Source organism: Caldisphaera sp., from assembly GCF_049974385.1.
Classification (GTDB): Archaea; Thermoproteota; Thermoprotei_A; order Sulfolobales; family Acidilobaceae; genus Caldisphaera.
The window spans coordinates 1-23,853 of record NZ_JBMFIW010000021.1 but is presented as its reverse complement, the minus strand read 5'-3'; the positions used below and the strand labels follow the sequence as shown (position 1 = coordinate 23,853).

Sequence of the window (23,853 nt, the reverse complement as noted above, 5' to 3'; positions counted from 1 at the left end):
GGTAAATGGCAAAAGAAAAGCCAAAGGCGTATATACATACACTATATCAAGTTGATTATAAAAGCAACAGCGTTGTATTAAAGAACAAGAAATGTCCAAGATGTGGCAATATAATGGCCCATCATTTAAAACCAGTTGAAAGATATCAATGTGGCTATTGCGGATATACAGAGTTCGTGATTAAAAAGTGAAACTAGTTGATTGTGCTTGGAATCGAATCAACAGCCCATACTTTTGGAGTTGGAATTTTCGACGAAAATAGAGGAATAGTTGGAGAATCCAGAAAAAACTATATCCCAAATAAGGGAGGTATATTACCTAGAGAAGTTGCCCAATTTTTTTCTGAAGTTGCGGGAAATGCTATAAAAGAAGCTATTAGTAAAGCAAATATTTCCATAGATGACTTAGATGGAATAGGTGTCGCCTTAGGTCCTGGGATGGGTCCTCAGCTCAGGGTGGGCGCGTCTGTAGCAAGAGCTTTATCAGTTAAGTATAATAAACCGTTGATTCCAGTAAACCATGGTATTGCTCACTTGGAAATTGCTAGATATTTAACTAAGATGAGAGATCCTGTAATCCTATACGTATCAGGAGGTAATTCTATCGTAACAACATACGTTGATGGCAGATATAGAGTATTTGGAGAAACACTAGATATAGCACTTGGAAACTTATTAGATACATTTGCCAGAGAAGTAAACCTAGGACCCCCTTATATTGTTAATGGTAATCATGTAGTTGATTTGTGCGCAGAAAAAGGTAAATTTATGAAAGGTTTCCCATATATTGTCAAAGGTCAAGATGTTTCATATTCAGGACTATTAACTCATGCCATAAGGTTGAAAAAACAAGGTTATAATTTAAATGATATCTGCTATACATTAAGAGAAATAGCATTTTCATCAATATCTGAAGTAACTGAAAGATGCGTTGCACATACGAATAAAAAAGAGATTATACTTACAGGTGGAGTTGCCGCTAATAAACTATTAAATGAAAAACTAACAAAGATGGCGTTAAAACAAGGTGCCTCTTATATGCCAGTACCTTTTAAATACAGTGGAGACAATGGAGTTATGATAGCATTAACAGCTTTGTACGAATTGAAATATGGAATAAAAATTGACCCAGAAAAGGCATATATTAACCAGAGATGGAGAATAGATGAGGTTGATATTCCTTGGTATTATTTAACGATTTAATAAACTTAGAGAGCTTTTTGAAATTTCAATTATTAAAAAGAGGAGCTGAATCAGAAATAAGACTAGGTAGCTTTGCTGATGTAAAAGCAATATACAAAATTAGGACCAAAAAAGATTACATGGAAGAAGATCTTGATATAGAATTGAGATATTCTAGGACCAAAAAAGAAGCTAAGATTTTATCTATTGTATACGCCAATGGTGTCAATGTACCTAGAATTTACGCTGTTTATCCTTCTATAGGGGTAATAGTGATGGAATATATTTATGGCATAACACTTAAAGACCTGTTAATTAATGGTAACGATGAATCATTAAAGTTCTCATATTTGGCTGGAAAAGAACTTGCAAAAATCCACAAGTCTGGTATAGTCCATAACGATTTTACAACATCTAATATAATAATAAAAGAGCAAGAGGTCTATATAATAGATTTCGGTTTATCAGAATACTCTGCAAACATAGAAGATAGAGCTGTTGATATTCATCTTTACAAAAGAGCAGTTGAGAGTACCCATGCTAGAATTTCGTCTATTATATTCAATGAATTTCGGAAAGGATATATTGACTGTCTAGGCTCTGATAAAGGAGAGGAAATAATTAAAAGATCAAGAGAAATAGAGCTAAGGGGACGTTACGTTGGAGAAAGAAAAACAGTATGGAAACCTTGAAATCTGTATAGTTTCAGAAAATCAAGAAAAGATAAATGAAATCCAAGAAGTTCTAAATAATTTTAAAATAAAACTTAAAAAATGCAACGCAAAAAAGATAGAAATTCAAAATGATGACATAAAACAAATTGCAATATATGCAGCTATAAATGCATATAATGAAATAAAAATACCTTTAATTGTAGATGATTCCGCACTCTATATTAAGTCTTTATTAAATTTTCCAGGGCCATATACAAGCTATGTTTACAAAACGATAGGAATTAAAGGCATATTAAAATTAATGGAAGGAATTAAAGATAGGGATGCAACTTTTAAAACTAGCCTTGTTTACGTTTATGAAAAAGGATTTAAAGTATTTGAGGGTACCATTGAAGGGGTTATAAGCGAAAATCCTAGAGGATATAATGGATTTGGTTTTGATCCGATTTTCATACCTTATAATGCAAATAAAACATTTGCGGAAATGGATATTCAAGAAAAGAATAAGTATTCCCATAGAGCTAAGGCTGCATTAGCTTTTGGAAATTGGATTATAAATTCTTAAAGTTTTTGTTACATATTAATTTAATCTAGACCTTATACTTATTTTAAATTATATTTAATCAAAAATTTTAAAATAGTAATACTTCCTTATACCTGGTTTTAATATAATATGACAATTAAATTATATGGTGCATCAGATTGGAAAGCACATTAGATTTGCACGTAAATAAACTTATTGCTAGAAATGTTGAAGAAATATTAGAAAAATTAGGTGATATTGAAAAAAGATACTATAGCTTAGGAGATGATGAAGAATCTAGGCTAGAGAAAATTATATTGAATTCTATGAGAAAAATTTTATTAAATGATTTAAGAGAACTTACTGGTTTCTCGAGCTATTATGGTTTTGAAATAAAAGTTGAACCAAACTTTTCATATGCTAGTAATGAAGCTGCTACCTAATTCAAATGCCTTTAAGTTTATTTCTGGATTTCTCATAGTTTTTATCGACTCCTTTATAGAATCGATGCTTATAAATTTTTCTAGATTAGCTAATTTATATAGTGCACCTAATAGAACCATGTTCTCTGATAAATAACTCCCGGCTTTCTCTGAAAGATCTTTCGTAGGTATTATATAATATTTTATATTATTCCTTTTGAATTCAGATACAATCTCTTCCTTTTTTGGAAGCTTTACGCCAGGAATTGGGGGCCTTAATATAACATCGGATGTAATAACTATACCATTTTGATTTAAATAGTCTATATTTCTTGCCGCTTCAATAAGTTCCATAGATAATAATATATCAGCCTCTCCTTTAGGAACTAATGGGGCGTAAACGTCTCCTATCCTTAAATGAACTTCTACAGAACCTCCTCTTTGGCTTAAACCATGAGTTTCAGCAACAAGAACTTTTACATTTTCCTTTACTGCGGCATCTCCAATTATTTTAGATAATGTTATTATTCCTTGACCTCCTACACCAGCTATTACTATATTTATTTTTGAATTTATTCCCATATACTATTCCACCTTTTATCAATAATTTTAACTGGTTTAATAGCATCATATGGACATGTTTGAACACAAACACCACAACCTGTGCATAAACTCGGCTCAATCCATGCTTTTTTATCATCTTTAACAAATATAGCAGGACATGCAAACGCATTATAGCAAATGCCACAACCCGTGCATTTGTTTTCTAAAATCTGATAAATTGGTATTTCAACTTTAATTTTATTAGCAATCCTAACTGCATTTAATGCACAAGCTTTTTTAGCAATTGCTACTGCTGGTTTTTTCTCTTTTATAACATAAGAAAGCACTTCCTTTAATTTGTCCGTTGATTCTTTAATATTAAATGGATCAAATACAACAACTTTTTCAACTCCTATCCCTTCTGCAATTTTTGCTATGTTTATTGTTTTTGTTTCTTCTCCCATAGCAGTTATACCAGAACTTGGATCAGGTTGCTCACCGGTCATAGCAGTTGTCATATTATCTAAAACTAATAAAAGCAAGGGTGACTTATTATATACTGCGTTCACAAGTCCAGGTATACCTGCATGATAGAAGGTAGAATCACCTATTATAGCTATTGGAACTTGATTTTCAGCAACATGGGAAAGACCATTTGCGACTCCTATACTTCCCCCCATTTCTAATATTATATCTTGTTCATCGTATGGAGAATTGATTCCCAAACTATAACAACCAATATCTCCGCTAAATATTGGTTTTATCATAAGGGAATTTACAGCTCTCTTTAAAGAATAAAATGTCCCTCTATGTGGACAGCCAGGACAAAAAGAAGGAGGCCTATTTGGGATGCTAAGATTTAACTTCTTTATATTGGCTTGTTTAACATGAATGCCTAAAAATTCTTTTATTGCTTTCCTTGCTCTATCTAACCTCATTTCTCCAGAGTAGCCAACATATGACTTCCCTTCTATTTCTGTATCTAATCCTTCTTCATTAATTATGTTCTTTATTTGATATTCAACTATTGGCTCAAGTTCCTCAATAACTAATGCCCTCTTAATATCCTCTAATCCTTTCAATATGAATTTTTTAGGTAAAGGATAAGGAGTCGATATTTTTATCAGCCTATAATTTCCTATTTCATTAAGCACTTCTTTAGCATATTGATATGAAACTCCTGATGCTATTACTGCAACTTTTCCATTTTCAATGTTTTCGATCCTATTATATGGTTCAAAGTTTTCTAAACTTTCTTTAATTGAGTTCCATTTATTAATAAGCTTGTCCCTTAAAGTCCTTGAATTAGCAGGAACTAGGCCAAATCTGGAATTATCCTTTAAGAAAAATCCCTTTGTCTTTGGAGGCTTAATTTCATCCAATATTACATTAGATCTTGTATGAGAAACCCTGGTTGTAGGCGTCATTAAAATAGGATGAGATAGTTTTTCACTTAAATCAAAAGCAGCCTTAGTTAAATCTTTTGCTTCTTGAGGATCACTAGGATCAAAAACAGGCACATAAGTTAACATCCCATAATATCTATTATCTTGCTCATTCTGAGAACTCCACATACTGGGATCTTCTGCAGAAACGATAACTAAACCTGACTTTACTCCTGTATAAGATATGCTAGCCAACGCATCTGCCGCTACATTTAATCCCACATGCTTCATAGCAGCTAATGCTCTTACATTAGATATAGAAGCTCCATATGCCGACTCTAATGCAACCTTTTCATTAACGCTCCATTCTACATATATGCCTAATGAATTTGCAATTTCTGATAATGTTTCCACGATTTCTGTAGAAGGTGTACCTGGATATGCAGATGCAAAACCTCCACCCGCTTCTATAAATCCTCGTGCTATTGCTTCGTTCCCCATTAGCAAAACTTTACTTCCAGGTTTTTGTAATATATTACTCAATCATTCCACCGTATACGTTATTGCGTTTGAGGTTTTTGTGTTTATCAATGTATAATAAGATTAACAGTTATAACACATATATACAAAAAAATATTTTGTTAAATTTTATACTAAATCGATAAAAATATTACCTTTTTATATGAAAAATTAATTGGTGGAATAATGATTTTAGGTGTTATAAGCGATAGTCATGATAACATTAAAAACTTGGAAAAAGTAGTAAATCAATTAATTAAATTTAATATTGATGCATTAATTCATTTAGGAGACATTATTTCTCCTTTTACATTAAAATTTTTAGGAGAAAAACTGAAAAATAAAAAAATCTATGCAATATATGGTAATAACGATGGGGATAAACTTTATTTAAAAAGGACTGCCGATATATATAAAATACAAATAGAAGAACAACCAATAATATTGAACCTAGATGGACACAGCTTATTTATGTTCCATGGATTTGGAGATTTAGATAAGACATTGGCCATAGCTAATTCTTTGGCAAAATCCAAAGTTTATTCTTCAATTATTTTCGGACATATCCATAAGCCACATTTAAACTATGTTAACGGGGTTTTAATATTAAGCCCTGGAGAAGTCGCTGGAATTTTCAACAATCCATCCTTTGCAATTATTAATGTACCTTCATTCAGTGCAAAGATACTACAGGTAGAGTGATAAGATTTGAAAATTTTATTAGGTAACATAGTTCAATTTATGAAATATCTATTAAAATATGAAGAAGAAAAGACAGGAGTATTAATAGGACAAAGAAAAGATGATGTTATTTATACAAAAATTGCAATGCCAGTAGAAAATATATTAAAAAGCAAAGTTGAATTTTTAGCAAATCCATATGATATGATTGTTGCTCATTTATTAGCAGAAAATTATGGATTAAATGTGGTATCATTATATCATACACATCCCTATGGTTCACCGATACCTAGCTTAAAAGACATTGAAGGTATGAAATTATGGCCTATTCCATGGATAATAATATCAAAAATCGGTATTAAAGGATGGATATTAAAAGATAGCTTTCCGGAAGAAATTGTGTTAGCTTGATAATAAAATGACTGCTCCAAACAAACTTACAGCAGTAACTATTCCTAATAACAATAATATAGCTGCATAAATATATGGATTTATATATGAATTGTTACTGCTTAAGTAATAAACTTTTTGAAGTATCATACTTCCATTAGCAATTAAAGTATTGTTTGCAGTTAAGCTAAATGTTCTATATACTAATATACCGGAGCTCAGATCATAATATTGACCATAGCTAACATAATATTTAGTTCCATTTTGAGTTAAAATGTAATTAAGATTTTGAACTGCTACCGGTATTGGATTCGTATTATTATAAAATATTTCCTTACTTGAATTTATTAATAAAGACTTATTTGCTATAAATGGTATATTTGAATTCGAGACTAATCCTGTTCCGGCTGACAAATAAAGAGATTGAACTATACTATTGCTACCGCCAAAATTAATCACAGAAAAACTTAATACATCATATGTATCATTATATTTTGACATACTAGCAATAACTTGGATCCAGCCTGACTCAACAGAGGAATTGACGATAATATTTTCAGATACGTTATATACCAACTGAATTTTTAATGGATTTGACCTTAAATATTGGCCTCCAGAAATTAATGGATTTAAATAATGAGCTGCATCATATAAGTATAATCCAAATCCAATAATAGCTATAATTATAAGTACTGATGCCTCTGCTACTTTAACACCATTGACCAAATACCTCACCGCGATTTTATATAAATAAAGAAATTAATAATTCTTATGCATGCTATTATTTATTCTAATCTTTTTATCATCTTTAGAAGAAGCAAGTCTCCATTCAAAGGAATTTATTATAATCTCATAGATTAACATATAATTGAAAGCATAAGTTCTCTAAAATACCTTCATTTAAAATAAAACTTATAACTTCTATGGAGCAATTTATTGATTTCTCTTAGATCATATAAGAGAATAAAATACTATTTTTAATTAATTCTTTACTTTTCAAATACTTAATAAAGGCAAGAAATAGATTTGCTAGCACAGATATAAAAAGAGTTTACTTAATCTAATTTTTATCTATAATAAAAAGTAATAGATTTAATCAATTATCAATTTGTAACCACTTATTGTTCAATAATATTTTAACCTATTCTCTATTCTAAAAACTAAATCTCTTTACCTTGTATTTTTGATATATATGTTTAAATTAAAAAAGTATTTAAAATAAGATTTATTAAATAAAAATTATGGCAACCTTATAGGAGAAATTGTCAAAAGGCTTAATATCATAAGCAATGTTATTACTTCAAAAGTTATTCCTACTTGCAAACCTTTTTTTCCTATTTTTGATAGGGATTCTATAAAAATATATCCACCATCGCTCTGTATTGTCCCTCCAGGCAAAGGTATAGCTAATGGTGCTGCATTAACTAAGGCAAGACCTAAATTTATTAAATACAGAGCTGATACTATAGATACTAGCCATGACATCTTAAAAGCCTGTACAACAGATATGCCCAAATTCGGTATACCGTATGGCTTAAAAACTGTTATATTTTCTATAACCCCTTTATATTTAACAGTTAAAACTAGATTTGCCGTTGTCAAATTACTTTCGGCTCCATATTTATTTAATATATTCATAAAAGACTGTAAAGATAAAGTCGAGGTACCATTAACTGATATTATTATCATCCCAGGCTTCAGATTTGCTAACGATGCAGGAGAATTTGAGAGTACACTAACTAAACTTACACCGTCTATTAATTTTGGAGCAATATAAACAAACAGAAGTAAAAATATTATGCCTAAAATTAAATTAATAGTAACTCCAGCAGAATATACCTTTAATCTTGATTTAAATGGTGCTGATTTCATTTTGTTATCATCAGGCTCCACAAATGCAGCTGGTATAAATGCTAAAAGAAAGAAACCAGCATCTTTAATAGGTATACCTTCTGCTCTAGCAATTAAAGCATGAAATAATTCGTGAGAAACAACTGCTATCCCTATTGCCAATAAAAAATAGATTAGCTGATCTAAGCTTATCGTTATTCCTGGAATTAATGGAACAAAGCCTGCAGTTTGGGTTGAGTTAGGAACAAAATATCTTGCTATAAAAGTCGATATAACTATATAATAAAAATATACCATTAATCCTATTGATATGGCAAGAGATATATAGCCGAAAATCGACAATATTTTAGCTCTATTTTTGCTTTTTATTGGCTCCATACCTATACCTGTCTTTGCTATTAATACAAATGGATAGATTGTTATCTTCTTATTTTTAATTATTTTTCCTATTAAATATAAAAATCCCCAAAAAATTATAAATGATATCAAAATTATTAACCAATCTTGCAATTCTTTAACCTCATTTATAGCTTTCTAGGTATTTTTCTTGCTCCGGAGTTAATTCGTCTATCTTTATATTCATTGTTTCAAGCTTAAGCTTTGCTACATATTGATCTTGATCATAGGGTACATTGTATACCTTCTTTTCCAGCTTACCTTTGTTTTTTATTAAATACAGAACTGATAATGCCTGATTTGCAAAACTCATATCCATTACTTCACTTGGATGGCCTTCTGCAGCAACCAAGTTTACCAGCCTTCCTTCGCCTAAAAGGAACAAATGTTTGCCATTTCTTAAAGTATATTTTACATTGTTTTCTCTAATTATTTCCTTAGAGTCACTTATAGTTTCTAAGTCTTTAACACTTACTTCTACATTAAAATGACCAGCATTAGCCAATATAGCACCTTCCTTCATATTTAACATGTGTTCAGCTCTAATAACGTCAATATCTCCTGTTGCAGTAATAAATATGTCTCCAATTTTTGAAGCTTCTTCCATAGTCATTACATCAAATCCATCCATAACAGCCTCCAAGGCTTTTATGGGATCTACTTCGGTAACAATAACTCTTGCACCAAATCCTTTAAGTCTTTGGGCTATTCCTCTGCCCACCCATCCATAACCTGCAACAACAGCTTTTTTTCCTGCTATCAATATATTTGTTGATCTCAATACTCCATCTATTGAACTTTGTCCTGTACCGTATCTATTATCGAACATGAACTTAGTTAAAGCATTGTTAACCGCCATAACTGGATATAATAATTTATTTTCTTTTTCTAGTGCTTTTAATCTGATTACACCAGTTGTTGTCTCTTCATTGCCTCCTAATATTTTCTCAGCTACGCCTGGCATTTCTTCATGAAGCGTTATATGAAGATCTGCACCATCATCTATAACTATATCCGGTTTAAACTTTGCAGCATCCTTTATAGCCATAAAATACTCATCATTAGTCATTCCTCTCCAAGCTTCTACGATCAAGTTATCAATGTTTGCCAAAGAAGCAGCTACATCATCTTGCGTTGATAGAGGGTTACTAGGAGACAGAAATATTTGAGCTCCCCATAACTGAAGTGTTTTAATAAGGACTGCAGTCTCTTTTGTTACATGCAAAGCTGCTGATATTTTAATTCCTTCCAGTGGCTTCTCCTTTAAATATAATTCTCTAAGTTTCATAACTACTGGCATGTGCATTTCTGCAAATTCAATTTTTTTATTGCCTTCTTTATACAATTCAGGCTTTTTTATTTTCGAAGTATTCATACGCTCACCCTATTAACAAAATATAATCAAAATTATAAATTGTTTATATTAACATTAATTGATTTGATTTTCCTATGTAATTGTTATTAACGTAAAAATAAACCTTCGTGAAACCTATTCCATATAAAATCAGAAATATAACGAAACAACTATATTTTAACTGACACTTTTCTTGCCTTGAAGGACAAGAATTCCTGAGATCTTAAGGGTTACTTCCTTAATGAGGACTAGTTAATTTATACCTTAGGTATAATAAAGTTCTAGCTACTCATATTTAAAATTGATTTAAGAAAGACGCCTTAATGCCTTTATTTTAATTTGATAGGAATAAAGGCTTATCTCACTTTTTAGAAAAGGATATCCTATTTGATTGTTAACGTTATCTTTTTAATAAACCTTAAAAGTATTATCGTATTAAATGACAAGGTTTACCATTTAATTTGTCAAATTATGACTTCGTATTACAAAAAATTATCATAAGTTTTGAAATCAAAGATATGTATTCATATTTACCGCTAGGTAATATACCTCTGCTATGAAGACTTGAAATTGCTTTAGTAAAATCTTCTATAGACATATTGGAACTCTTTGCAGCCTCAATCAAATCTTCTGATATAGCAAGAGAGTTTATAATTTTTAGATCTCTTTCATCTATATTCTTACATCGAGTTAAAAACTTGAAAAAATCATCTAAAAAATCTACCAATGCTTCTTTTACTGAAGCGTAAATTTCATCTAAGTTGGTTATTACCTGATCAGAAACTGATATAAAATTTACATTAAGTTCTTTTGCTAGTTCTTCAGCTTTTTCATCGGCTAGGCCTCTGGATATTATAATTGGAACCATATTTAATATTTTAGAGTTTACATATATTTGCCTAATAGAAGAAACATCGGCAGGTCCAGCTTTTACTTCAACAGCATATTTTACACCATTTTTTTCTGCAATAATATCAACATCAGATATCTCCACATTATTAATTGTAACTTTTTTGTGCATTTCTACTATTTTATAACCCATTTGTTGTAATAAATTTGCTGCAATGCTTTCACTGCTTCTCATGGCAGCTTTACCTTGAACCAATTTCTCTCCCTCACTTATTATCTTATTTTTCTCTAAAAATTTAATAATCTTCCATATAATTAGACATAGGGGGACAAATTGAGTGCACCTTTGAGAAGATTAGTCCTAGATGTTATGAAACCAATAAAAGGACCGTCTATAATAGAAGTAGCTAAATCTATAGCTTCGTTAAATGGAGTAGAAGGTGTCAATATAACAGTTAAAGAGTTGGACGTTGAAACTGCTACGCTCAATGTAACAATAGAAGGCCAAGATATATCATTTGAAAAGGTAGAAGATCTATTAGAATCTCTAGGGTGCGTTATACATAGTATAGACCAAGTAATTACTGGTAAAAAGGTGGTTGAAGAACCTGATATTGAGGATTAGGTGCCAGAATTGAATGATACTATAGAAGAATGCTCATCAACACTAAAAAGGCTCTACTTAAAATCAAGAATAATAAGTGAAAACATTAAATTTTATGATGTAGAACCATCGTTAAAAAAGCCTAATGGACTTTCACTAGTTTTAAAAAGCATCCATGAACCAAGCATTGATGAAATACCAATATATAATACGTTAGTCGATTCATTTAATTTTGACGAAATATATGAATATGAAAGAGTTGCTGAAATTCCTAAAGGAGATAGATCAGATAATCTATCTATGTTTATTATTGATTCATATTATAAAGGTAGAGGTATAATAGCAATTATACCAAATCTTTTAGTTATTGGACTTACATCGAAATTACCAGATGATATAATAGATGAATTAGAAAATAATTTAATGGCTGAAGTAAGCATAATATCTGAAAATATTTTATATCTACCTGATAGGGGTTCTCTAGGAAGCAATAGTATAGAAATAGTAGCTAAAAGCAATAGCGAGAGCAGTTATGAGAGGGTAGAATGGCTAAAAAATGAAGCTGAAAAAGAAGGAATAAAAGTTGAAAGCGTAAAATTTTTGCCGGATAACAAGTCTATTATGGATTACATTGCTTCTGGTGGAATAAAAGGGTACCTTAAAAGAGTTCCTGTAACTAAAATTGCAACCATGATAGTTGCGGCATCTCAATGCCTTGACTTAGAAGGGGTAAACGATATAGTGAGAAAAGAAGAGAGCAAGCACACAATTTATACATTAGGCTTAACCAATGATCTATTAAATGAACTAAAATCATCTCTTATAAAAAATAAAATTGAGGGAGCACCATTATTAAAGGTCTCAAGTAATATAGAGCCATTTTTTAATAAGGGATTAATAGAATCAATGGGAGAATTTTTAAGAAGGTTCGGATATTTGGCTTAAATTAGAATTATTTTAACATTAAATCTTTATACTTTTCAAGAAATTCTGTGCTTTCTTTTATGTCTGAGAACAACTTTGAAGCTGCCTCTATATCTTGGATGTCAACTTTAATAGAGTTTCTTTTGCTTGATATAACTTTAGCAGGATCTAATAGTTGTAAGGCATACCTTAGGCTTCTTTCTGTCCCAATTTTAGTTAATAATTTAACTGCCTCATCTGTTAAAGGTATGTCAAGCTCGTCAGCCCTAATTTTAACTATATTAGTTATTTCTTCTTCATTATAAGGTCTTGTTAATATTATCAAGAGCCTATCTAATAAATCTCTTGGCATTCCATGCGGGGCTTTTTCATCTGTACCTCTAATAGTTGTTATACCCCTATTTGTTGCTAATATAATTATTGGTGCATATTCACTTTCCATAGCTTTTGTTAAAAAACTATATGCCTCTATATCGAGCATATGAGCATCATCTATAAACAAAACCCCAGGAATTAACTGCGCCCTGTTTTCACTGGTTATTTTTCTTACCATTTCATCTGATTGCTTCCTTACTTGATCGTCTATTCCTCTTTCTTCAGATAAGAAACCAAAAATTGAAAAAGCAACTCTTTGAGCCGCTATTGAAACATCTATATCATGTAATGTAAATGTTCTAACAACCTCTTTAGTTGATTGTATCTTCCCTGTAGGCATATCCATTTGTTTTTCTGTATCTACATCAAATCCAATAGAACTTTTCTCTTTAACTCTACCTAACCTTCTTACTTCTCCAGTCTCTTCATCTATCATTATAACATCTCCTTTTCTTATGCCAATTGATTGAAATTGAGACGCGATTTCTGGACCAACGCTCACGTCTTTACTATCGTCTTTGGTCTCAAGCTTTATTTTCGCTCCACCTAAAATAGGAGTAGGATAAAACGGGGATGATTTTTTAAGGTATTTGATATCGGTAACAACTCCGCTAATAATTTTTCTTACTTCTCTCATCCTGATTCCTATAGCCCTTCTAAACGCTTGTGTCATAAATTCTGTTTTGTTATTGGCACTTAATATCTCGCTAGCATTTATCGAAACAAAGGGTGTATCTTCGCCTAATTCTTTGGCAATAGCTACCGCTAGTGCAGTTTTTCCAGTTCCACTGGGGCCTGCAAATAATATACCTTTACCTCCAAGTTTCCCTTCCCTTATAAGATCAACTATTAAACCGCATGCTTCTCTAGCCTGAACTTGACCAACTAAACCATCTGCTACAGGCTTAGCTTTACCATTTTCATCTAATCCTAACCCAGATATGTGACTATGTATTGAAGACCATTTTGGAGTCTTTGGATTCCCAACTATAATTTCTGACATTATTATCACCATATAGTTGATTCTTAGCAAAAGCTTAAAAAAATTTAAGAAGTAAAAGGTTTTACAAAAATTAATTTATTAATTAATATAAATATCTTTATTAAAATTAAAAGGTTTATAAATCCTTTATTAAAATTAAAGTATGGTGAAAAGGTATTAAGAAAGAATTTGCGACAATGTTTACACTATATGCCATAGCTTCGATCTTTCTATACTTCTTTGCAAAGATAGGAGTATCTTATACCAATCCTCCAACATTAATGATGATTAGATATTTTATAGCGGGTTTAATTTTGTTTTCCATTTCAAGAAAATTTATATTAGATAAAAATGTTTTGATTTTATCTTTATTTACAACAACAAGCACACTTTTTTGGGGATATGGCCTTATATACGTATCGCCTGCTGCATCTTCTGTGTTAAGTTATACTATGCCTTTATTTAGCATAATTTTAGCAACAATAATAATAAAAGAGATACCTAACAAATACGAAATTTTGGGTTTAATAATAGGCTTTAGTGGGCTTGGAATCTATGGAATTCCTTTGCTAAAAGGTATAACTAAAATAGGAATGATGTTAACAATAATAAATGCGATCTTTTGGGCTTTATTCAGTATATATTATAGGAAACTATCTAAATATGATGTTATATCACTAAATGCTACACAATTTATATTAGGATCATTCTTTATGGGGATAGTTGATCTGATTACTATTAGAGGCGGGTTTTATTTTGATCCATCCTTTGGATTATTAGAAAGTATAGTCTATATATCAACTGTTGGTGGTGCCTTTCAGTTTTTATCATGGAATTATTTATTAAAAATTGAAAGAGTTGGAAAAGTAACAATGCTTGCTTATATAATACCTGTAGCTACAACAATAACACAAGCCGCTCTTTATAAAACCATACCAAAATCATTGGAAATATTGGGACTTACTATAATGATTATAGGAGTAATAATATCAAGATCTAGTATTAAAAGGAATACTAATTTTAAAAAATGAACTCTATTTATAAAAATTACTTTCAAATCTAATTTCCTATTGCTCTTACAGTTACCTTGATATAGTCCATGCTTGCACTTTTGTTTCTATATTACATATAGTGGCCATCTAATAATACAGAAAACAAAAATTAATAATTCATTTAATTACAATTTAGATCTTATTAGTGCATAGTATAATTGAAATTTACCCATAATCTCTTAATCTAACTGGATAAGAGAGGTATTAGATTCGCTAAAAGGTAATTACCACAAATATCATTATAATGAATCATAACTAATAATATTTAAGTTTTAAGAACTTGTTACACATAAGACCACATAGAAACTATGACACTGCTCATGCTCATTGCCAAGGCTGCAAATTGTGGAGGTAAGTAAACTAGCGGATATAAGATACCAGCTGAAACTGGAACTAAAACGCTGTTATATCCAAAGGCCCATGCTAAATTTTGTTTTATTTTACTTTCTAGCTTATTAGAAATTGAGAAAAGCTCAGGAATCGAGTTTATATCATTTAAAACCACATCGCCTGCAACTTTTGCAAGATCGCTACCAGAATTTAATGCAATACCTATATTTGCTTCTGATAATGCTTGAGAATCGTTAATTCCATCTCCAACAAATGCAACGTAATGCTTTTCATTTTTTAATTCCCTTATAAGCTCGACTTTATCTTCCGGCTTTAAACCATTATGAATCTCTATATCATTAAAACCTTCAACTTTATCCTTGCCAGTTGCGATTATCACTTTTATGCCTTGGCTCTTTAATTTATTTAATAAATTATATACTCCATCTTTTACCTTATCTTCAATATTTATTATACCAGAAATTTCATTATTAATGCAAATAAATATATCACCATCCTCATTTTCCCTGTCTTTCAACTCACAATTCTGCTTAATAAATTCCTTTTTACCAATAATTATAGTATCGTCCTTTATTCTTCCATATACTCCTTCGCCGATAAATTCTTCAAACTCATCTACTTTTACTTTTTCTTTGCTTAATTCAGAAATAGCCTTAGCTATTGGATGATTACTAAGGCTTTCAACACTCGCTGCGTATTTTAAAGCATCTTTTCTAAACTCCTTGTAAGATTTTATAGATATTTTTCCTTCAGTCAAAGTTCCTGTTAAATCAAAAACCATTGTATCAACGTTTTTTAGGTTACCCAAAATTTCCCCATTTCTTATAATTATACCTTTTTTAACTGCTTTATTTATCATAGCTACAACAGCCATTGGAGTTGCTAGACCTAATGCGCATGGACATGCAGATGCCAAGACTGCTATTGAAAATAGTAAAGCTTCAAAAGCGCTTTTCCCCAAAATGAAATGCCAAATTAAAAAAGAAAACAAAGATACAATTAAAATTATTGGAACAAATATTGATGAAACCTTATCAACAAAGTTTTGTATTGGAACTTTTATGGCTTGAGCCTCCCTTATTGATTTAGCAACTTGAGAGATATAAGCATTTTCGCCTGACCTTGTTACATATAATTTAGCATACCCTGAAACTATTGTTGAGCCTGAAATTAAAGCATCTCCTTTTCCTTTTTTAATTGGTAAAGGTTCCCCAGTTATTACTGATTCATTTACTTCTACAACTCCTTCGTCTATTATTCCATCCACAGGTATTTGATCTCCATTTTTCAATATTATTATATCTCCAACATTTACTTCTGAAACATCAACAATTTTTTCTTCGTTATTGATTATTTTTCTTACCTTAGCATTAACATTACCCTTTATTGATAATGATAACTTATATCTGAAATATGCCTCCAAAGTTTTCCCTACCAGTACAAATGTTATAAGCAAAACTGTAACATCTACTATTGTTGGTATACCGACAATCGTTGCATATATGCTATAAAAGAACGCTATTGATGAGGATAAAGATACTAAAACGTCCATATTTCCTGTTCTATTTCTTATTGCTCTTATTGCTCCTTTATGATAATTATATCCAGAGTAAAAGAAAACAGGTATTGATGATAGTAATACAAACAAAGAAAAACCTGTAAACTCTAAATAAATCGTTAATGCTGAAAAAATTATACCCGCAATAAGTCTATAAAGCATATTATAAAACTCCTTTTTTCTAATTCTTCAACCTTAATTTCTTTTTCTATTATGTTTACATTATATCCTTTTTCCTTAATTTTAGTTATTATGTCATTTAATGATAAAGCTAATGGATTGAACTCTACCTTAATCAAACCATTTGCTGATATATTAGCCTCTATTACACCATCAATGCTCTCAACATAATTCTTAAGTTTTGAAACTTCTTCGGGATTTATGTTTATCTTTCCAACAAGTTTTTGTGTAGGCAACATCGTATCCAGAGTTTCTAATAGATTTAACTATTTCTTTTAGCTTTAAATTAGAACCAAAAATCCTTGCATCTGCTGTCGCGAGATTTACTTTAGCGTCTTCTACTCCATTAACCTTAGTTACAGCTTTTGTTACAGTAGAAACACATGTTGCACAATGCATTCCAATAACTTTTATCTGCTGCTCTTTTTTATTCTTAATTTATCTTCTCCATTTGTTTTTTGCTTATCCATTTGTATATCACTAATAACTACATACCTTTTGGACCTTCTCTCAAATATTTTTCAGGATCTTTTTAAATAAATTTAAACAATTTTCACTGCAGAAATAATACACTTTTCCCTTATATAACGTTTTGAATTTAGATTTATTGTCAACTTCCATACCACAAACAGGATCTATCAACAATACCACCTATCTCTTTTTAGGAAATTTAGAATTAAAAATTTATGTACAGGTATAAAAATCTGATTATTCATTCTAAAAAATAATTAGTATATTTTATTGATCTTATTGCGGCTTGAGCTTTCGTAAAATAAATATTATATTTGGCTTTTCCAATAATCCTTTTTATTTTAAATTTAGTAAAAGCATTATACTAAATTTTAAAACACTCATATCCGTTCGCCTCGTCTAGAAAAGATAAACACATGAAAATATGATCATTCCTTGGCATAAAAGGGGCCTTCCCTTGGATCTCTGGAATTTATCTCACTTTATGGATAATACTCTATATTGTTCGATTCCTTCTCATAGTATTATGGTACCGTAGGAAAATTGCTCCTAATATTTATTAGTTTAGTCAAGGGTTAGATTGTTTGTTAGACCGGTTTTACAGAAGCGTACCTTATAGGTTTGGTTCACTTAATCCGCAAGATTCTGCAAGTAACATTGATATGATCGGCAAGCCCGAGGGATTAAAATATATATTTAATAAATTTAACAATTATTAGACACCTTATTATTAAAGAATCTCTGAATATTAGCATTACTATATGCTAGAGTTACACGTCTTCTTTCTATATAGAATCTGTTGAAGCTATTATAGTAGGAATTTTAACTTTTTACACAAATATAAAAACTTATTTACTTTATTCATAAATGAATCAGAAAGATAAAAATATTCAAAAAAACGCTATACTTTTTGGTGCAACTATGAAAATCCCAAATAGCTTCATTGAAACTTCAGTTAACTGTGCTGACATTATACTAAAACATTGTATCGAATACAAGATAAGGTGTAGGGATCCACCCCTAGCAACCTCAAAATTACTGAGATCATTTGGATTAAGTGAATATCAAGAAAGAAATTATTGGAGAGTAGCCAAAGTAATCACCAAACTAGGAAAAATACCTATTTACAAATTCGCAAATATAGAATTCAATTTAAAAACTGAACTTAGAACAGAAAAACTATACAGTCATAATAATATACCAGTCGATTATATAGATTGTAGATTTTTAGGAGAGAAATGTAATGTTACAAATAAAGGATTCGCTTTCTATGTTTATATTATAGGTAATATAGAAAGCTCTGAATTAAAGATTAACTCTATAAACCTGTTAAACCTTTTAGCTATGTATAATTATGACTTAGCATTCGGTTTTTTGGCATCTGTAAGGAACTCCTTATATAATGGTAATGCTGGTATAGAAGCTTTACTGGAAAATCTCTTTAGAATATTAAAAATACCTGTAATTGAATTGGTTTTACCAAAAAATCCACAAAACATAAAAGAACTCCTAAATGTATCAAAAATATTGAGAGATATCAGCAAAGAATTCGGAATTATCTAGTTCTAAAGTATTGACTTCTTACTTGCCTTGAAGGACAAGAATTCCTGAGATCTTAAGGGTTACTTCCTTAATGAGGACTAGTTAATTTATACCTTAGGTATAATAGAGTTCTAGCTACTCATATTTAAATTTACCTAAGGAAGATATCTCAACGTTTTTCAATTTTAGCAGGAAGTAAAGGCTATCTAACTTTTCGTGAAGTATATCCCATTTAATGATTACTTTTTATTTTTACAACGAACCTTAAAAATCTTATACATACTTAAATATGCAAGAATTATCTTCAATTTATCAAAACACTCAATCTTTTATGAATTTTGAAATGAATATAAATGCTAAGGATATCATAAGAAATGATATCGATAAATATATCAAATATAAAGGAGAACCATTCATAAGTGTATTTACTATCATTTCTCTAACTATTACTATCATTGCGGCCTCAATAATATTCTTCACAGGTATTTGTCTTTCAGCTATACCTACAATAACTGTCCTTAACAAGTCCAATGCCAGAAGAAGCAGAATTGCCATATCTATCAGTTCCAAAATATCTGATTTGTTAGGATAAGATATCTTAATCATGCCACTTATCATGATAAGTGTTTGAAAAGATGATACTATTACAGTTACAATTATTATAATGGCAACTAATATTTCTCCAACAACTAATAATAACTCTAAATATTTTTTATCACGCTCCAATCCTTTAAGCACCATCAGTGCCTATTAAAATCATATCATGCCTAGTATAAAAGGTTTTTAAATAATACTTATATTAAACTGTAAATTATTTTTAGTTGCTTTTTTGTATTTCTTCTATTTTTTTCTTAGCCTCACTTATTGCTAACTCTTCGCTTGGCTTTGTAGTAGCTGGGTCAAAAGGATATTGGCTCATAATCAATAATATCCTACCATTATCAAGCTCAGCAAACATTTGAGGCAACCAAGCCATTCCTATATCATCCTTATCCCCATATGAAATTGCAAATAGATAGTCTTCGGTTTTAATTTCTAAATCAAAACCATATTCTTTGGATAAATTTTGAGCTAAATTTACCCACATCTTATGAAGTGGATGAAATTCCGCTGTATCCAATATTAATTTTTTTATCCTCGCCATATTTGGCACCTTATATTTTCTTAGATACCAAAGATTTAAATTTATAGCAGCAAAGATAATAATAAACTGAAGATGAAAACAATGAGCAGCGATTTTACAAAAACTGATAAACTTAGATTTGTTCCAGCATTTCTATTATTAATCTCTTTTGTTACCCACGTTTCTCAATTATTTATTTTTAAAATAAGTATCTCCCTTATTATTGTGGCTGTTTTCGGATTGTTGTATTTCATTATTGGCTTTCTATATATATATAATTGGCTACAAATATTCACCTCATCTCAGTTCAGTAATTCCTGCGATAGGTGCTTCGTTAGGTGTATACAGATTTCTTACAATACTTCCTAATATCTTTTCTATTTTAAACGTAAGTCTAGATGCAATAATAGTACCTTTCTCCATAATAATTATAATTAGGTGGAATAAATACAAAAAATTAAAAGACAAGTTATAGGATTACTGACCTTCTATCCACCCTAAAGTAATGAGCTTTTCCCTATACCAAAATAGTAATGATACTGGATCCTAAATAAAAACTGTGCAGTTTAAGTTTTAAGCACTGAACAATAATAATATGTGGGGGGTAGAAAATGTCAATCCAAGCTAGCACAGAAGAAAAATTAAAGATGGCAATAAATATTTTGACAGGGATAGTTAATGACACAGCTGTCCCAAGAAATATTAGAAGAGCTGCTGCCAATGCTTTGACTTATCTGAGAGATCCTAAATTATCTGCAGGTGTAAAGGCAGCAAATGCTATATCTGCTTTAGATGAAATTTCTCAGGATCCTAACATGCCATTTCACGCTAGAACGAGAATATGGCAGGTCCTTTCTATGCTTGAGACTATAAGGGATTAAAATCCTATATCTACGATTTTTTTAATTATGTTAATTGCAGCGCTTAATTCATTATTTTCTGGAAAAGAATAATAAATGGGATTATTATTATATTTAATTTTAATTTTTAAACCATTATAAAAATTATTAATTAAGTCTTGTCTACTATAACCATATATTAATGGAGGCAAATAATAAGAATGAGAACTTAAAAGATTAAGAGATAATGGATCCGTGTAAATGTTTGCTAATCCTACTAATGTTGGTCCAAAGCTTTTTAACAGATCTATAAACCCTTTAGTTGGATCAATGTTTAATGGAGCGTGTAAATCTATTAAGTTCCATGTAAAATTAATTTTTCCTTCTACTTTGTCTATAATTATTTTCTTTTCATTGGAAACATAAAAGCTTATTCTACCTATTCTTTTAAAACTTGTAGGCTCTAGTATATCTCCATTATATTCCTGTTTCTCTTTAAAATCAAAAAATCTATTATAAATTATAAATTTTTCTTTTAATTTGCTTAACAATAACATAGGATAATCATTTTGAAATATGAGATATGAAGCTTTACCATTATTGTTTTTATAGATTTTTACTCCATAATTTTCAGTTAAATACTTATATCCTAATTTTTTTATCACATTAGTTATTGCCATACTTAATATTCCTATTAAACTTATTGAAATCAGTTTATTAAAAATGTTCTCATTAATAATATATAAATATAAATTAGGGCATTCACATAATAGAATTAGGAGGGATGCATTGCTGTGTCCATGCCAGAAAAAGTTCCTGAAAGGCCAGGTTATGATGTAACCTTAAGGTATATTTATGATAGAATGGAAAACTTATTTCCAGATGTTGAAATAGCATATAAAACAAACAAAGGTATTTTTCATTATACATATTCGGATTTCATTTATAGAACTCAAAGTTTGGCAAATGCTTTGAGCAGCCTAGATATAAAACAATTGGATAAGGTAGCTACACTTGATTGGAATACACATTGGCACTTTGAACTTTACTTTGGAGTTCCTTTAATGGGATCTATACTCCATCCTGTTAATATAAGATTATCGCCTAATGAATTGCTTTATGTCTTTAATACAGCCGAGGATAAACTACTTATAACTCATGCCGATTTCTTACAATTAGCAGAAGCTATTGCTTCCAAAATTAAATCAATAAAATCAGTAATAGTTGTTGATACAGATTCGGTACCGCAAAAGATTGGAGGTGTACCAGCATATCATTATGAAGATCTAATCAAAGAACATAAAGGACGCTATGAATTTCCATTACTGAGTGAGGATAGACCAGCATTCATGGGATTTACAAGTGGAACTACTGGTTTGCCAAAAGGAGTTTATCATAGTCATAAAGCGATGGTTCTTCATGCAATGTCCTCAGCTCTTCATTTTGCATCATTTGGCCAAATAAAAATGACATCTAACGATATTATACTTCATGTTGTACCTATGTATCATGTTTATAGTTGGGGGTTACCGTTTACATCTTCCCTATTAGGCCAAAAACAGGTTTATCCTGGAAGATTTAACCCAAAGGTATATCTAGATTTGATTAAAAATGAAAAAGTCACTTATTTTGCAGGCGTACCAACAATTCTTTATATGCTTTTAACTGATCCAGATATTGACAAATATGATCTAAGCAATATACTGTTTATAAATGGGGGATCTGCAATTCCTGAAGGATTAGCATATTTAGCAACTAAGAAAGGCATAAAGGTAGTTGTAGGATATGGATTAACCGAAACAGCTCCAGTTCTAACTCTTGCTATTCCTCCTGCCAGATATTACAACAAGATGAACGATAATGATTTATTTAAAATACAATTAAGGACAGGCTATCCTATACCTTTAGTTGATTTAAAAGTTGTAGACGCAAACATGAATCCAGTTCCAAAAGATGGGAAAACGATAGGAGAAATAGTAGTAAGATCTCCATGGGTTGCTCCAGAATACTACAAAGATCCAGAAAAGACTGAAAAAGCCTGGTTTAGTAATTGGTTCCATACTGGAGATTTAGCTGTATGGTATGAAGATGGATCCGTTTTAATAATGGACAGAGATAAAGATGTTATAAAAAGTGGAGGAGAATGGATATCATCTCTGAGGCTTGAAGATGCTATTAGCCAACATCCAGGCGTGTCGATGGTTGCTGTGATTGCTGCTAAACATGAAAAATGGATCGAAAGACCTGTTGCTTTGATAGTACCCAAAAAAGGTTGGGAAAATAAAATCACGACAGAAGAAATAAATAACTTCTTAATACAAAATTTTGTTAACAAGGGAGTCATGTCAAAATGGTGGTTGCCAGAAAAAGTTGTTGTTGTAAATGAGATACCTCTATCATCGACTGGTAAGGCAAACAAAAGAATTCTTAGAGAACAATATGGAAACATACTGGAAAAAAATCTATAGTAAACTATTTAATTCTATATAATTTTTATTTTAATATAATTTATTATGAATTAATTACACCAAAAGATATATTTTTATTTTTAAATGCATACAATTAAATGTAGAGGGTGGTATTTTGTCTGAAGGGGAATCTGCAACTGCTGAATGGTATAAACTCAGCGTTGAATTACATAAATACTATGGAGGTAAGATGGAAACTATTCCTAAAGTACCTGTTAGGAGATTGAAGGATTTTGCTATATGGTATACTCCAGGCGTTGCTGAAGCATCAAGAGTTTCTTCAAAAAATCCTGATATGACTTTTGAATTAACTTCTAGGTGGAATACTATAGCTGTTGTAAGTGATGGAACGAGAGTATTAGGTTTGGGAAACATAGGTCCTGAAGGAGCTTATCCAGTTATGGAAGGAAAAGCCTTAATATACAAATACTTGGGAGGTGTTGATGCTGTACCATTAGTACATAGGGCTAGAGACCAAAATAGGTTTCTTCAACTTTTAGAAGATATTGAACCTAGCTATGGAGGAATAAACTTAGAAGATATTGAAAGCCCTAAGTGTTTTTACATATTAGATGAAGCTAGAAAAAGATTGAAAATACCTGTATGGCACGATGAT

Annotated in this window: 27 protein-coding genes and 2 pseudogenes; 14 read left to right on the top strand and 15 right to left on the bottom strand. The window is 30.6% G+C overall.

Annotation, left to right across the window (positions count from 1 at the left end):
* The first annotated feature begins 5 nt into the window (after positions 1–5).
* The 5 genes from ACP5GV_RS06315 to ACP5GV_RS06295 all read left to right on the top strand — a co-directional run bounded on the left by ACP5GV_RS06315 (position 6) and on the right by ACP5GV_RS06295 (position 2,821).
* On the top strand, positions 6–191 hold the full coding sequence (locus ACP5GV_RS06315) for a 30S ribosomal protein S27ae (RefSeq protein WP_292319323.1): 186 nt from the start codon (positions 6–8) through the stop codon (positions 189–191).
* Between the two features lie 6 nt (positions 192–197).
* A complete protein-coding gene (kae1, locus tag ACP5GV_RS06310; RefSeq protein WP_428102898.1) occupies positions 198–1,202 on the top strand; it encodes a KEOPS complex N(6)-L-threonylcarbamoyladenine synthase Kae1 in 1,005 nt (334 codons plus the stop codon).
* Positions 1,203–1,219: 17 nt separating this feature from the next.
* Positions 1,220–1,873: a Kae1-associated kinase Bud32 gene (locus tag ACP5GV_RS06305; protein ID WP_428102896.1), complete on the top strand. Its 654-nt coding sequence runs from the start codon at positions 1,220–1,222 to the stop codon at positions 1,871–1,873.
* The gene (locus ACP5GV_RS06300) at positions 1,842–2,420 is read left to right on the top strand and encodes an XTP/dITP diphosphatase (RefSeq protein WP_428069643.1); all 579 of its coding nucleotides are present in this window, start codon (positions 1,842–1,844) and stop codon (positions 2,418–2,420) included. Before ACP5GV_RS06305 ends, ACP5GV_RS06300 begins: the two co-directional genes overlap by 32 nt.
* 137 nt (positions 2,421–2,557) lie before the next feature.
* Complete coding sequence (locus tag ACP5GV_RS06295; protein ID WP_428069645.1) at positions 2,558–2,821, top strand: hypothetical protein; 264 nt, start codon at positions 2,558–2,560, stop codon at positions 2,819–2,821.
* On the opposite strand, the gene ACP5GV_RS06290 is transcribed toward ACP5GV_RS06295, so the two are convergent.
* Together ACP5GV_RS06290 and iorA are read right to left on the bottom strand one after the other, a co-directional pair.
* Positions 2,792–3,382: an indolepyruvate oxidoreductase subunit beta gene (locus ACP5GV_RS06290; protein WP_428069647.1), complete on the bottom strand. Its 591-nt coding sequence runs from the start codon at positions 3,380–3,382 to the stop codon at positions 2,792–2,794. The two genes, ACP5GV_RS06295 and ACP5GV_RS06290, sit on opposite strands and share 30 nt — an antisense overlap.
* On the bottom strand, positions 3,373–5,271 hold the full coding sequence (iorA, locus tag ACP5GV_RS06285; protein ID WP_428102894.1) for an indolepyruvate ferredoxin oxidoreductase subunit alpha: 1,899 nt from the start codon (positions 5,269–5,271) through the stop codon (positions 3,373–3,375). The genes ACP5GV_RS06290 and iorA overlap by 10 nt, the downstream gene beginning before the upstream one ends.
* A 162-nt stretch (positions 5,272–5,433) precedes the next feature.
* On the opposite strand from iorA, the gene ACP5GV_RS06280 reads away from it, so the two are divergent.
* Positions 5,434–5,949, top strand: coding sequence for a metallophosphoesterase (locus ACP5GV_RS06280; protein ID WP_428102892.1), 516 nt, complete (start codon positions 5,434–5,436; stop codon positions 5,947–5,949).
* A 6-nt stretch (positions 5,950–5,955) separates the two neighbouring features.
* Positions 5,956–6,339 carry a Mov34/MPN/PAD-1 family protein gene (locus tag ACP5GV_RS06275; RefSeq protein WP_428102890.1) on the top strand — a complete coding sequence of 128 codons (384 nt, stop codon included), beginning with the start codon at positions 5,956–5,958 and terminating at the stop codon, positions 6,337–6,339.
* Here the strand turns inward: ACP5GV_RS06275 and ACP5GV_RS06270 are convergent.
* The 4 genes from ACP5GV_RS06270 to ACP5GV_RS06255 all read right to left on the bottom strand — a co-directional run bounded on the left by ACP5GV_RS06270 (position 6,331) and on the right by ACP5GV_RS06255 (position 11,024).
* Complete coding sequence (locus tag ACP5GV_RS06270; RefSeq protein WP_428102888.1) at positions 6,331–7,044, bottom strand: hypothetical protein; 714 nt, start codon at positions 7,042–7,044, stop codon at positions 6,331–6,333. The two genes, ACP5GV_RS06275 and ACP5GV_RS06270, sit on opposite strands and share 9 nt — an antisense overlap.
* A gap of 513 nt (positions 7,045–7,557) precedes the next feature.
* Positions 7,558–8,679: a site-2 protease family protein gene (locus tag ACP5GV_RS06265; RefSeq protein WP_428102885.1), complete on the bottom strand. Its 1,122-nt coding sequence runs from the start codon at positions 8,677–8,679 to the stop codon at positions 7,558–7,560.
* Between the two features lie 10 nt (positions 8,680–8,689).
* Positions 8,690–9,940, bottom strand: a complete 1,251-nt coding sequence (ahcY, locus tag ACP5GV_RS06260; protein ID WP_428069656.1) for an adenosylhomocysteinase — start codon at positions 9,938–9,940, stop codon at positions 8,690–8,692.
* A gap of 448 nt (positions 9,941–10,388) precedes the next feature.
* Positions 10,389–11,024 carry a recombinase RecB gene (locus ACP5GV_RS06255; protein ID WP_428069658.1) on the bottom strand — a complete coding sequence of 212 codons (636 nt, stop codon included), beginning with the start codon at positions 11,022–11,024 and terminating at the stop codon, positions 10,389–10,391.
* Positions 11,025–11,102: 78 nt separating this feature from the next.
* On the opposite strand from ACP5GV_RS06255, the gene ACP5GV_RS06250 reads away from it, so the two are divergent.
* Positions 11,103–11,393, top strand: a complete 291-nt coding sequence (locus ACP5GV_RS06250) for a DUF211 domain-containing protein (RefSeq protein WP_428102883.1) — start codon at positions 11,103–11,105, stop codon at positions 11,391–11,393.
* 9 nt (positions 11,394–11,402) lie between these two features.
* Positions 11,403–12,317 (top strand): hypothetical protein, encoded by a 915-nt coding sequence (locus ACP5GV_RS06245; protein WP_428102881.1) that lies wholly within the window; start codon positions 11,403–11,405, stop codon positions 12,315–12,317.
* A 7-nt stretch (positions 12,318–12,324) separates the two neighbouring features.
* Here the strand turns inward: ACP5GV_RS06245 and ACP5GV_RS06240 are convergent, their stop codons facing one another.
* Positions 12,325–13,674, bottom strand: coding sequence for a RuvB-like helicase (locus tag ACP5GV_RS06240; RefSeq protein ID WP_428069662.1), 1,350 nt, complete (start codon positions 13,672–13,674; stop codon positions 12,325–12,327).
* Between the two features lie 176 nt (positions 13,675–13,850).
* Between ACP5GV_RS06240 and ACP5GV_RS06235 the strand changes: the two genes are divergently transcribed.
* Positions 13,851–14,684 (top strand): DMT family transporter, encoded by an 834-nt coding sequence (locus ACP5GV_RS06235; RefSeq protein WP_428102879.1) that lies wholly within the window; start codon positions 13,851–13,853, stop codon positions 14,682–14,684.
* A 304-nt stretch (positions 14,685–14,988) separates the two neighbouring features.
* Here the strand turns inward: ACP5GV_RS06235 and ACP5GV_RS06230 are convergent, their stop codons facing one another.
* The 4 genes and pseudogenes from ACP5GV_RS06230 to ACP5GV_RS06215 all read right to left on the bottom strand — a co-directional run bounded on the left by ACP5GV_RS06230 (position 14,989) and on the right by ACP5GV_RS06215 (position 17,439).
* Entirely contained in the window at positions 14,989–16,776 is a 1,788-nt protein-coding gene (locus ACP5GV_RS06230; RefSeq protein WP_428102877.1) for a heavy metal translocating P-type ATPase, read from the bottom strand.
* Complete coding sequence (locus ACP5GV_RS06225) at positions 16,749–17,030, bottom strand: heavy-metal-associated domain-containing protein (protein ID WP_428102874.1); 282 nt, start codon at positions 17,028–17,030, stop codon at positions 16,749–16,751. The genes ACP5GV_RS06230 and ACP5GV_RS06225 overlap by 28 nt, the downstream gene beginning before the upstream one ends.
* A complete protein-coding gene (locus ACP5GV_RS06220) occupies positions 16,969–17,199 on the bottom strand; it encodes a cation transporter (protein ID WP_428102907.1) in 231 nt (76 codons plus the stop codon). Before ACP5GV_RS06220 ends, ACP5GV_RS06225 begins: the two co-directional genes overlap by 62 nt.
* An 82-nt stretch (positions 17,200–17,281) precedes the next feature.
* Positions 17,282–17,439, bottom strand: a pseudogene (locus ACP5GV_RS06215) (YHS domain-containing protein).
* Between the two features lie 747 nt (positions 17,440–18,186).
* Between ACP5GV_RS06215 and ACP5GV_RS06210 the strand changes: the two are divergent.
* Positions 18,187–18,828, top strand: coding sequence for a hypothetical protein (locus ACP5GV_RS06210; RefSeq protein ID WP_428102872.1), 642 nt, complete (start codon positions 18,187–18,189; stop codon positions 18,826–18,828).
* Positions 18,829–19,128: 300 nt separating this feature from the next.
* On the opposite strand, the gene ACP5GV_RS06205 is transcribed toward ACP5GV_RS06210, so the two are convergent.
* The 3 genes from ACP5GV_RS06205 to ACP5GV_RS06195 form a co-directional block, all read right to left on the bottom strand.
* A complete protein-coding gene (locus ACP5GV_RS06205; protein WP_428102870.1) occupies positions 19,129–19,533 on the bottom strand; it encodes a phosphate-starvation-inducible PsiE family protein in 405 nt (134 codons plus the stop codon).
* A 91-nt stretch (positions 19,534–19,624) separates the two neighbouring features.
* A complete protein-coding gene (locus tag ACP5GV_RS06200) occupies positions 19,625–19,951 on the bottom strand; it encodes a hypothetical protein (RefSeq protein WP_292319302.1) in 327 nt (108 codons plus the stop codon).
* 276 nt (positions 19,952–20,227) lie between these two features.
* The gene (locus ACP5GV_RS06195) at positions 20,228–20,353 is read right to left on the bottom strand and encodes a hypothetical protein (protein WP_428102867.1); all 126 of its coding nucleotides are present in this window, start codon (positions 20,351–20,353) and stop codon (positions 20,228–20,230) included.
* 188 nt (positions 20,354–20,541) lie between these two features.
* Here ACP5GV_RS06195 and ACP5GV_RS06190 point away from each other — a divergent pair, with 188 nt between their 5' ends.
* Positions 20,542–20,811, top strand: a complete 270-nt coding sequence (locus tag ACP5GV_RS06190) for a UPF0147 family protein (protein WP_292319300.1) — start codon at positions 20,542–20,544, stop codon at positions 20,809–20,811.
* Here the strand turns inward: ACP5GV_RS06190 and ACP5GV_RS06185 are convergent.
* The gene (locus ACP5GV_RS06185; RefSeq protein ID WP_428102865.1) at positions 20,808–21,449 is read right to left on the bottom strand and encodes a hypothetical protein; all 642 of its coding nucleotides are present in this window, start codon (positions 21,447–21,449) and stop codon (positions 20,808–20,810) included. The genes ACP5GV_RS06190 and ACP5GV_RS06185 overlap by 4 nt on opposite strands.
* A 120-nt stretch (positions 21,450–21,569) precedes the next feature.
* Between ACP5GV_RS06185 and ACP5GV_RS06180 the strand changes: the two genes are divergently transcribed.
* Together ACP5GV_RS06180 and ACP5GV_RS06175 are read left to right on the top strand one after the other, a co-directional pair.
* The gene (locus ACP5GV_RS06180) at positions 21,570–23,237 is read left to right on the top strand and encodes a long-chain-fatty-acid--CoA ligase (protein WP_428102863.1); all 1,668 of its coding nucleotides are present in this window, start codon (positions 21,570–21,572) and stop codon (positions 23,235–23,237) included.
* A 115-nt stretch (positions 23,238–23,352) separates the two neighbouring features.
* Positions 23,353–23,853: pseudogene (locus ACP5GV_RS06175) on the top strand (malate dehydrogenase); the annotation flags it as partial.

What these genes read in the sequence shown, in the direction of transcription:
- ACP5GV_RS06235 (WP_428102879.1), top strand. Translation starts at nt 13,851, where the DNA reads ATGTTTACACTATATGCCATAGCTTCGATCTTTCTATACTTCTTTGCA.
- ACP5GV_RS06230 (WP_428102877.1), bottom strand. Translation starts at nt 16,776, where the DNA reads ATGCTTTATAGACTTATTGCGGGTATAATTTTTTCAGCATTAACGATT.
- ACP5GV_RS06240 (WP_428069662.1), bottom strand. Translation starts at nt 13,674, where the DNA reads ATGTCAGAAATTATAGTTGGGAATCCAAAGACTCCAAAATGGTCTTCA.
- ACP5GV_RS06200 (WP_292319302.1), bottom strand. Translation starts at nt 19,951, where the DNA reads ATGGCGAGGATAAAAAAATTAATATTGGATACAGCGGAATTTCATCCA.
- ACP5GV_RS06185 (WP_428102865.1), bottom strand. Translation starts at nt 21,449, where the DNA reads ATGGCAATAACTAATGTGATAAAAAAATTAGGATATAAGTATTTAACT.
- ACP5GV_RS06290 (WP_428069647.1), bottom strand. Translation starts at nt 3,382, where the DNA reads ATGGGAATAAATTCAAAAATAAATATAGTAATAGCTGGTGTAGGAGGT.
- ACP5GV_RS06195 (WP_428102867.1), bottom strand. Translation starts at nt 20,353, where the DNA reads ATGGAGAAAGGTACTATTATTGCATCTAGACTTACGTTTAAAATAGAA.
- ACP5GV_RS06180 (WP_428102863.1), top strand. Translation starts at nt 21,570, where the DNA reads ATGCCAGAAAAAGTTCCTGAAAGGCCAGGTTATGATGTAACCTTAAGG.
- ACP5GV_RS06210 (WP_428102872.1), top strand. Translation starts at nt 18,187, where the DNA reads ATGAAAATCCCAAATAGCTTCATTGAAACTTCAGTTAACTGTGCTGAC.
- ACP5GV_RS06280 (WP_428102892.1), top strand. Translation starts at nt 5,434, where the DNA reads ATGATTTTAGGTGTTATAAGCGATAGTCATGATAACATTAAAAACTTG.
- ahcY (WP_428069656.1), bottom strand. Translation starts at nt 9,940, where the DNA reads ATGAATACTTCGAAAATAAAAAAGCCTGAATTGTATAAAGAAGGCAAT.
- ACP5GV_RS06315 (WP_292319323.1), top strand. Translation starts at nt 6, where the DNA reads ATGGCAAAAGAAAAGCCAAAGGCGTATATACATACACTATATCAAGTT.
- ACP5GV_RS06190 (WP_292319300.1), top strand. Translation starts at nt 20,542, where the DNA reads ATGTCAATCCAAGCTAGCACAGAAGAAAAATTAAAGATGGCAATAAAT.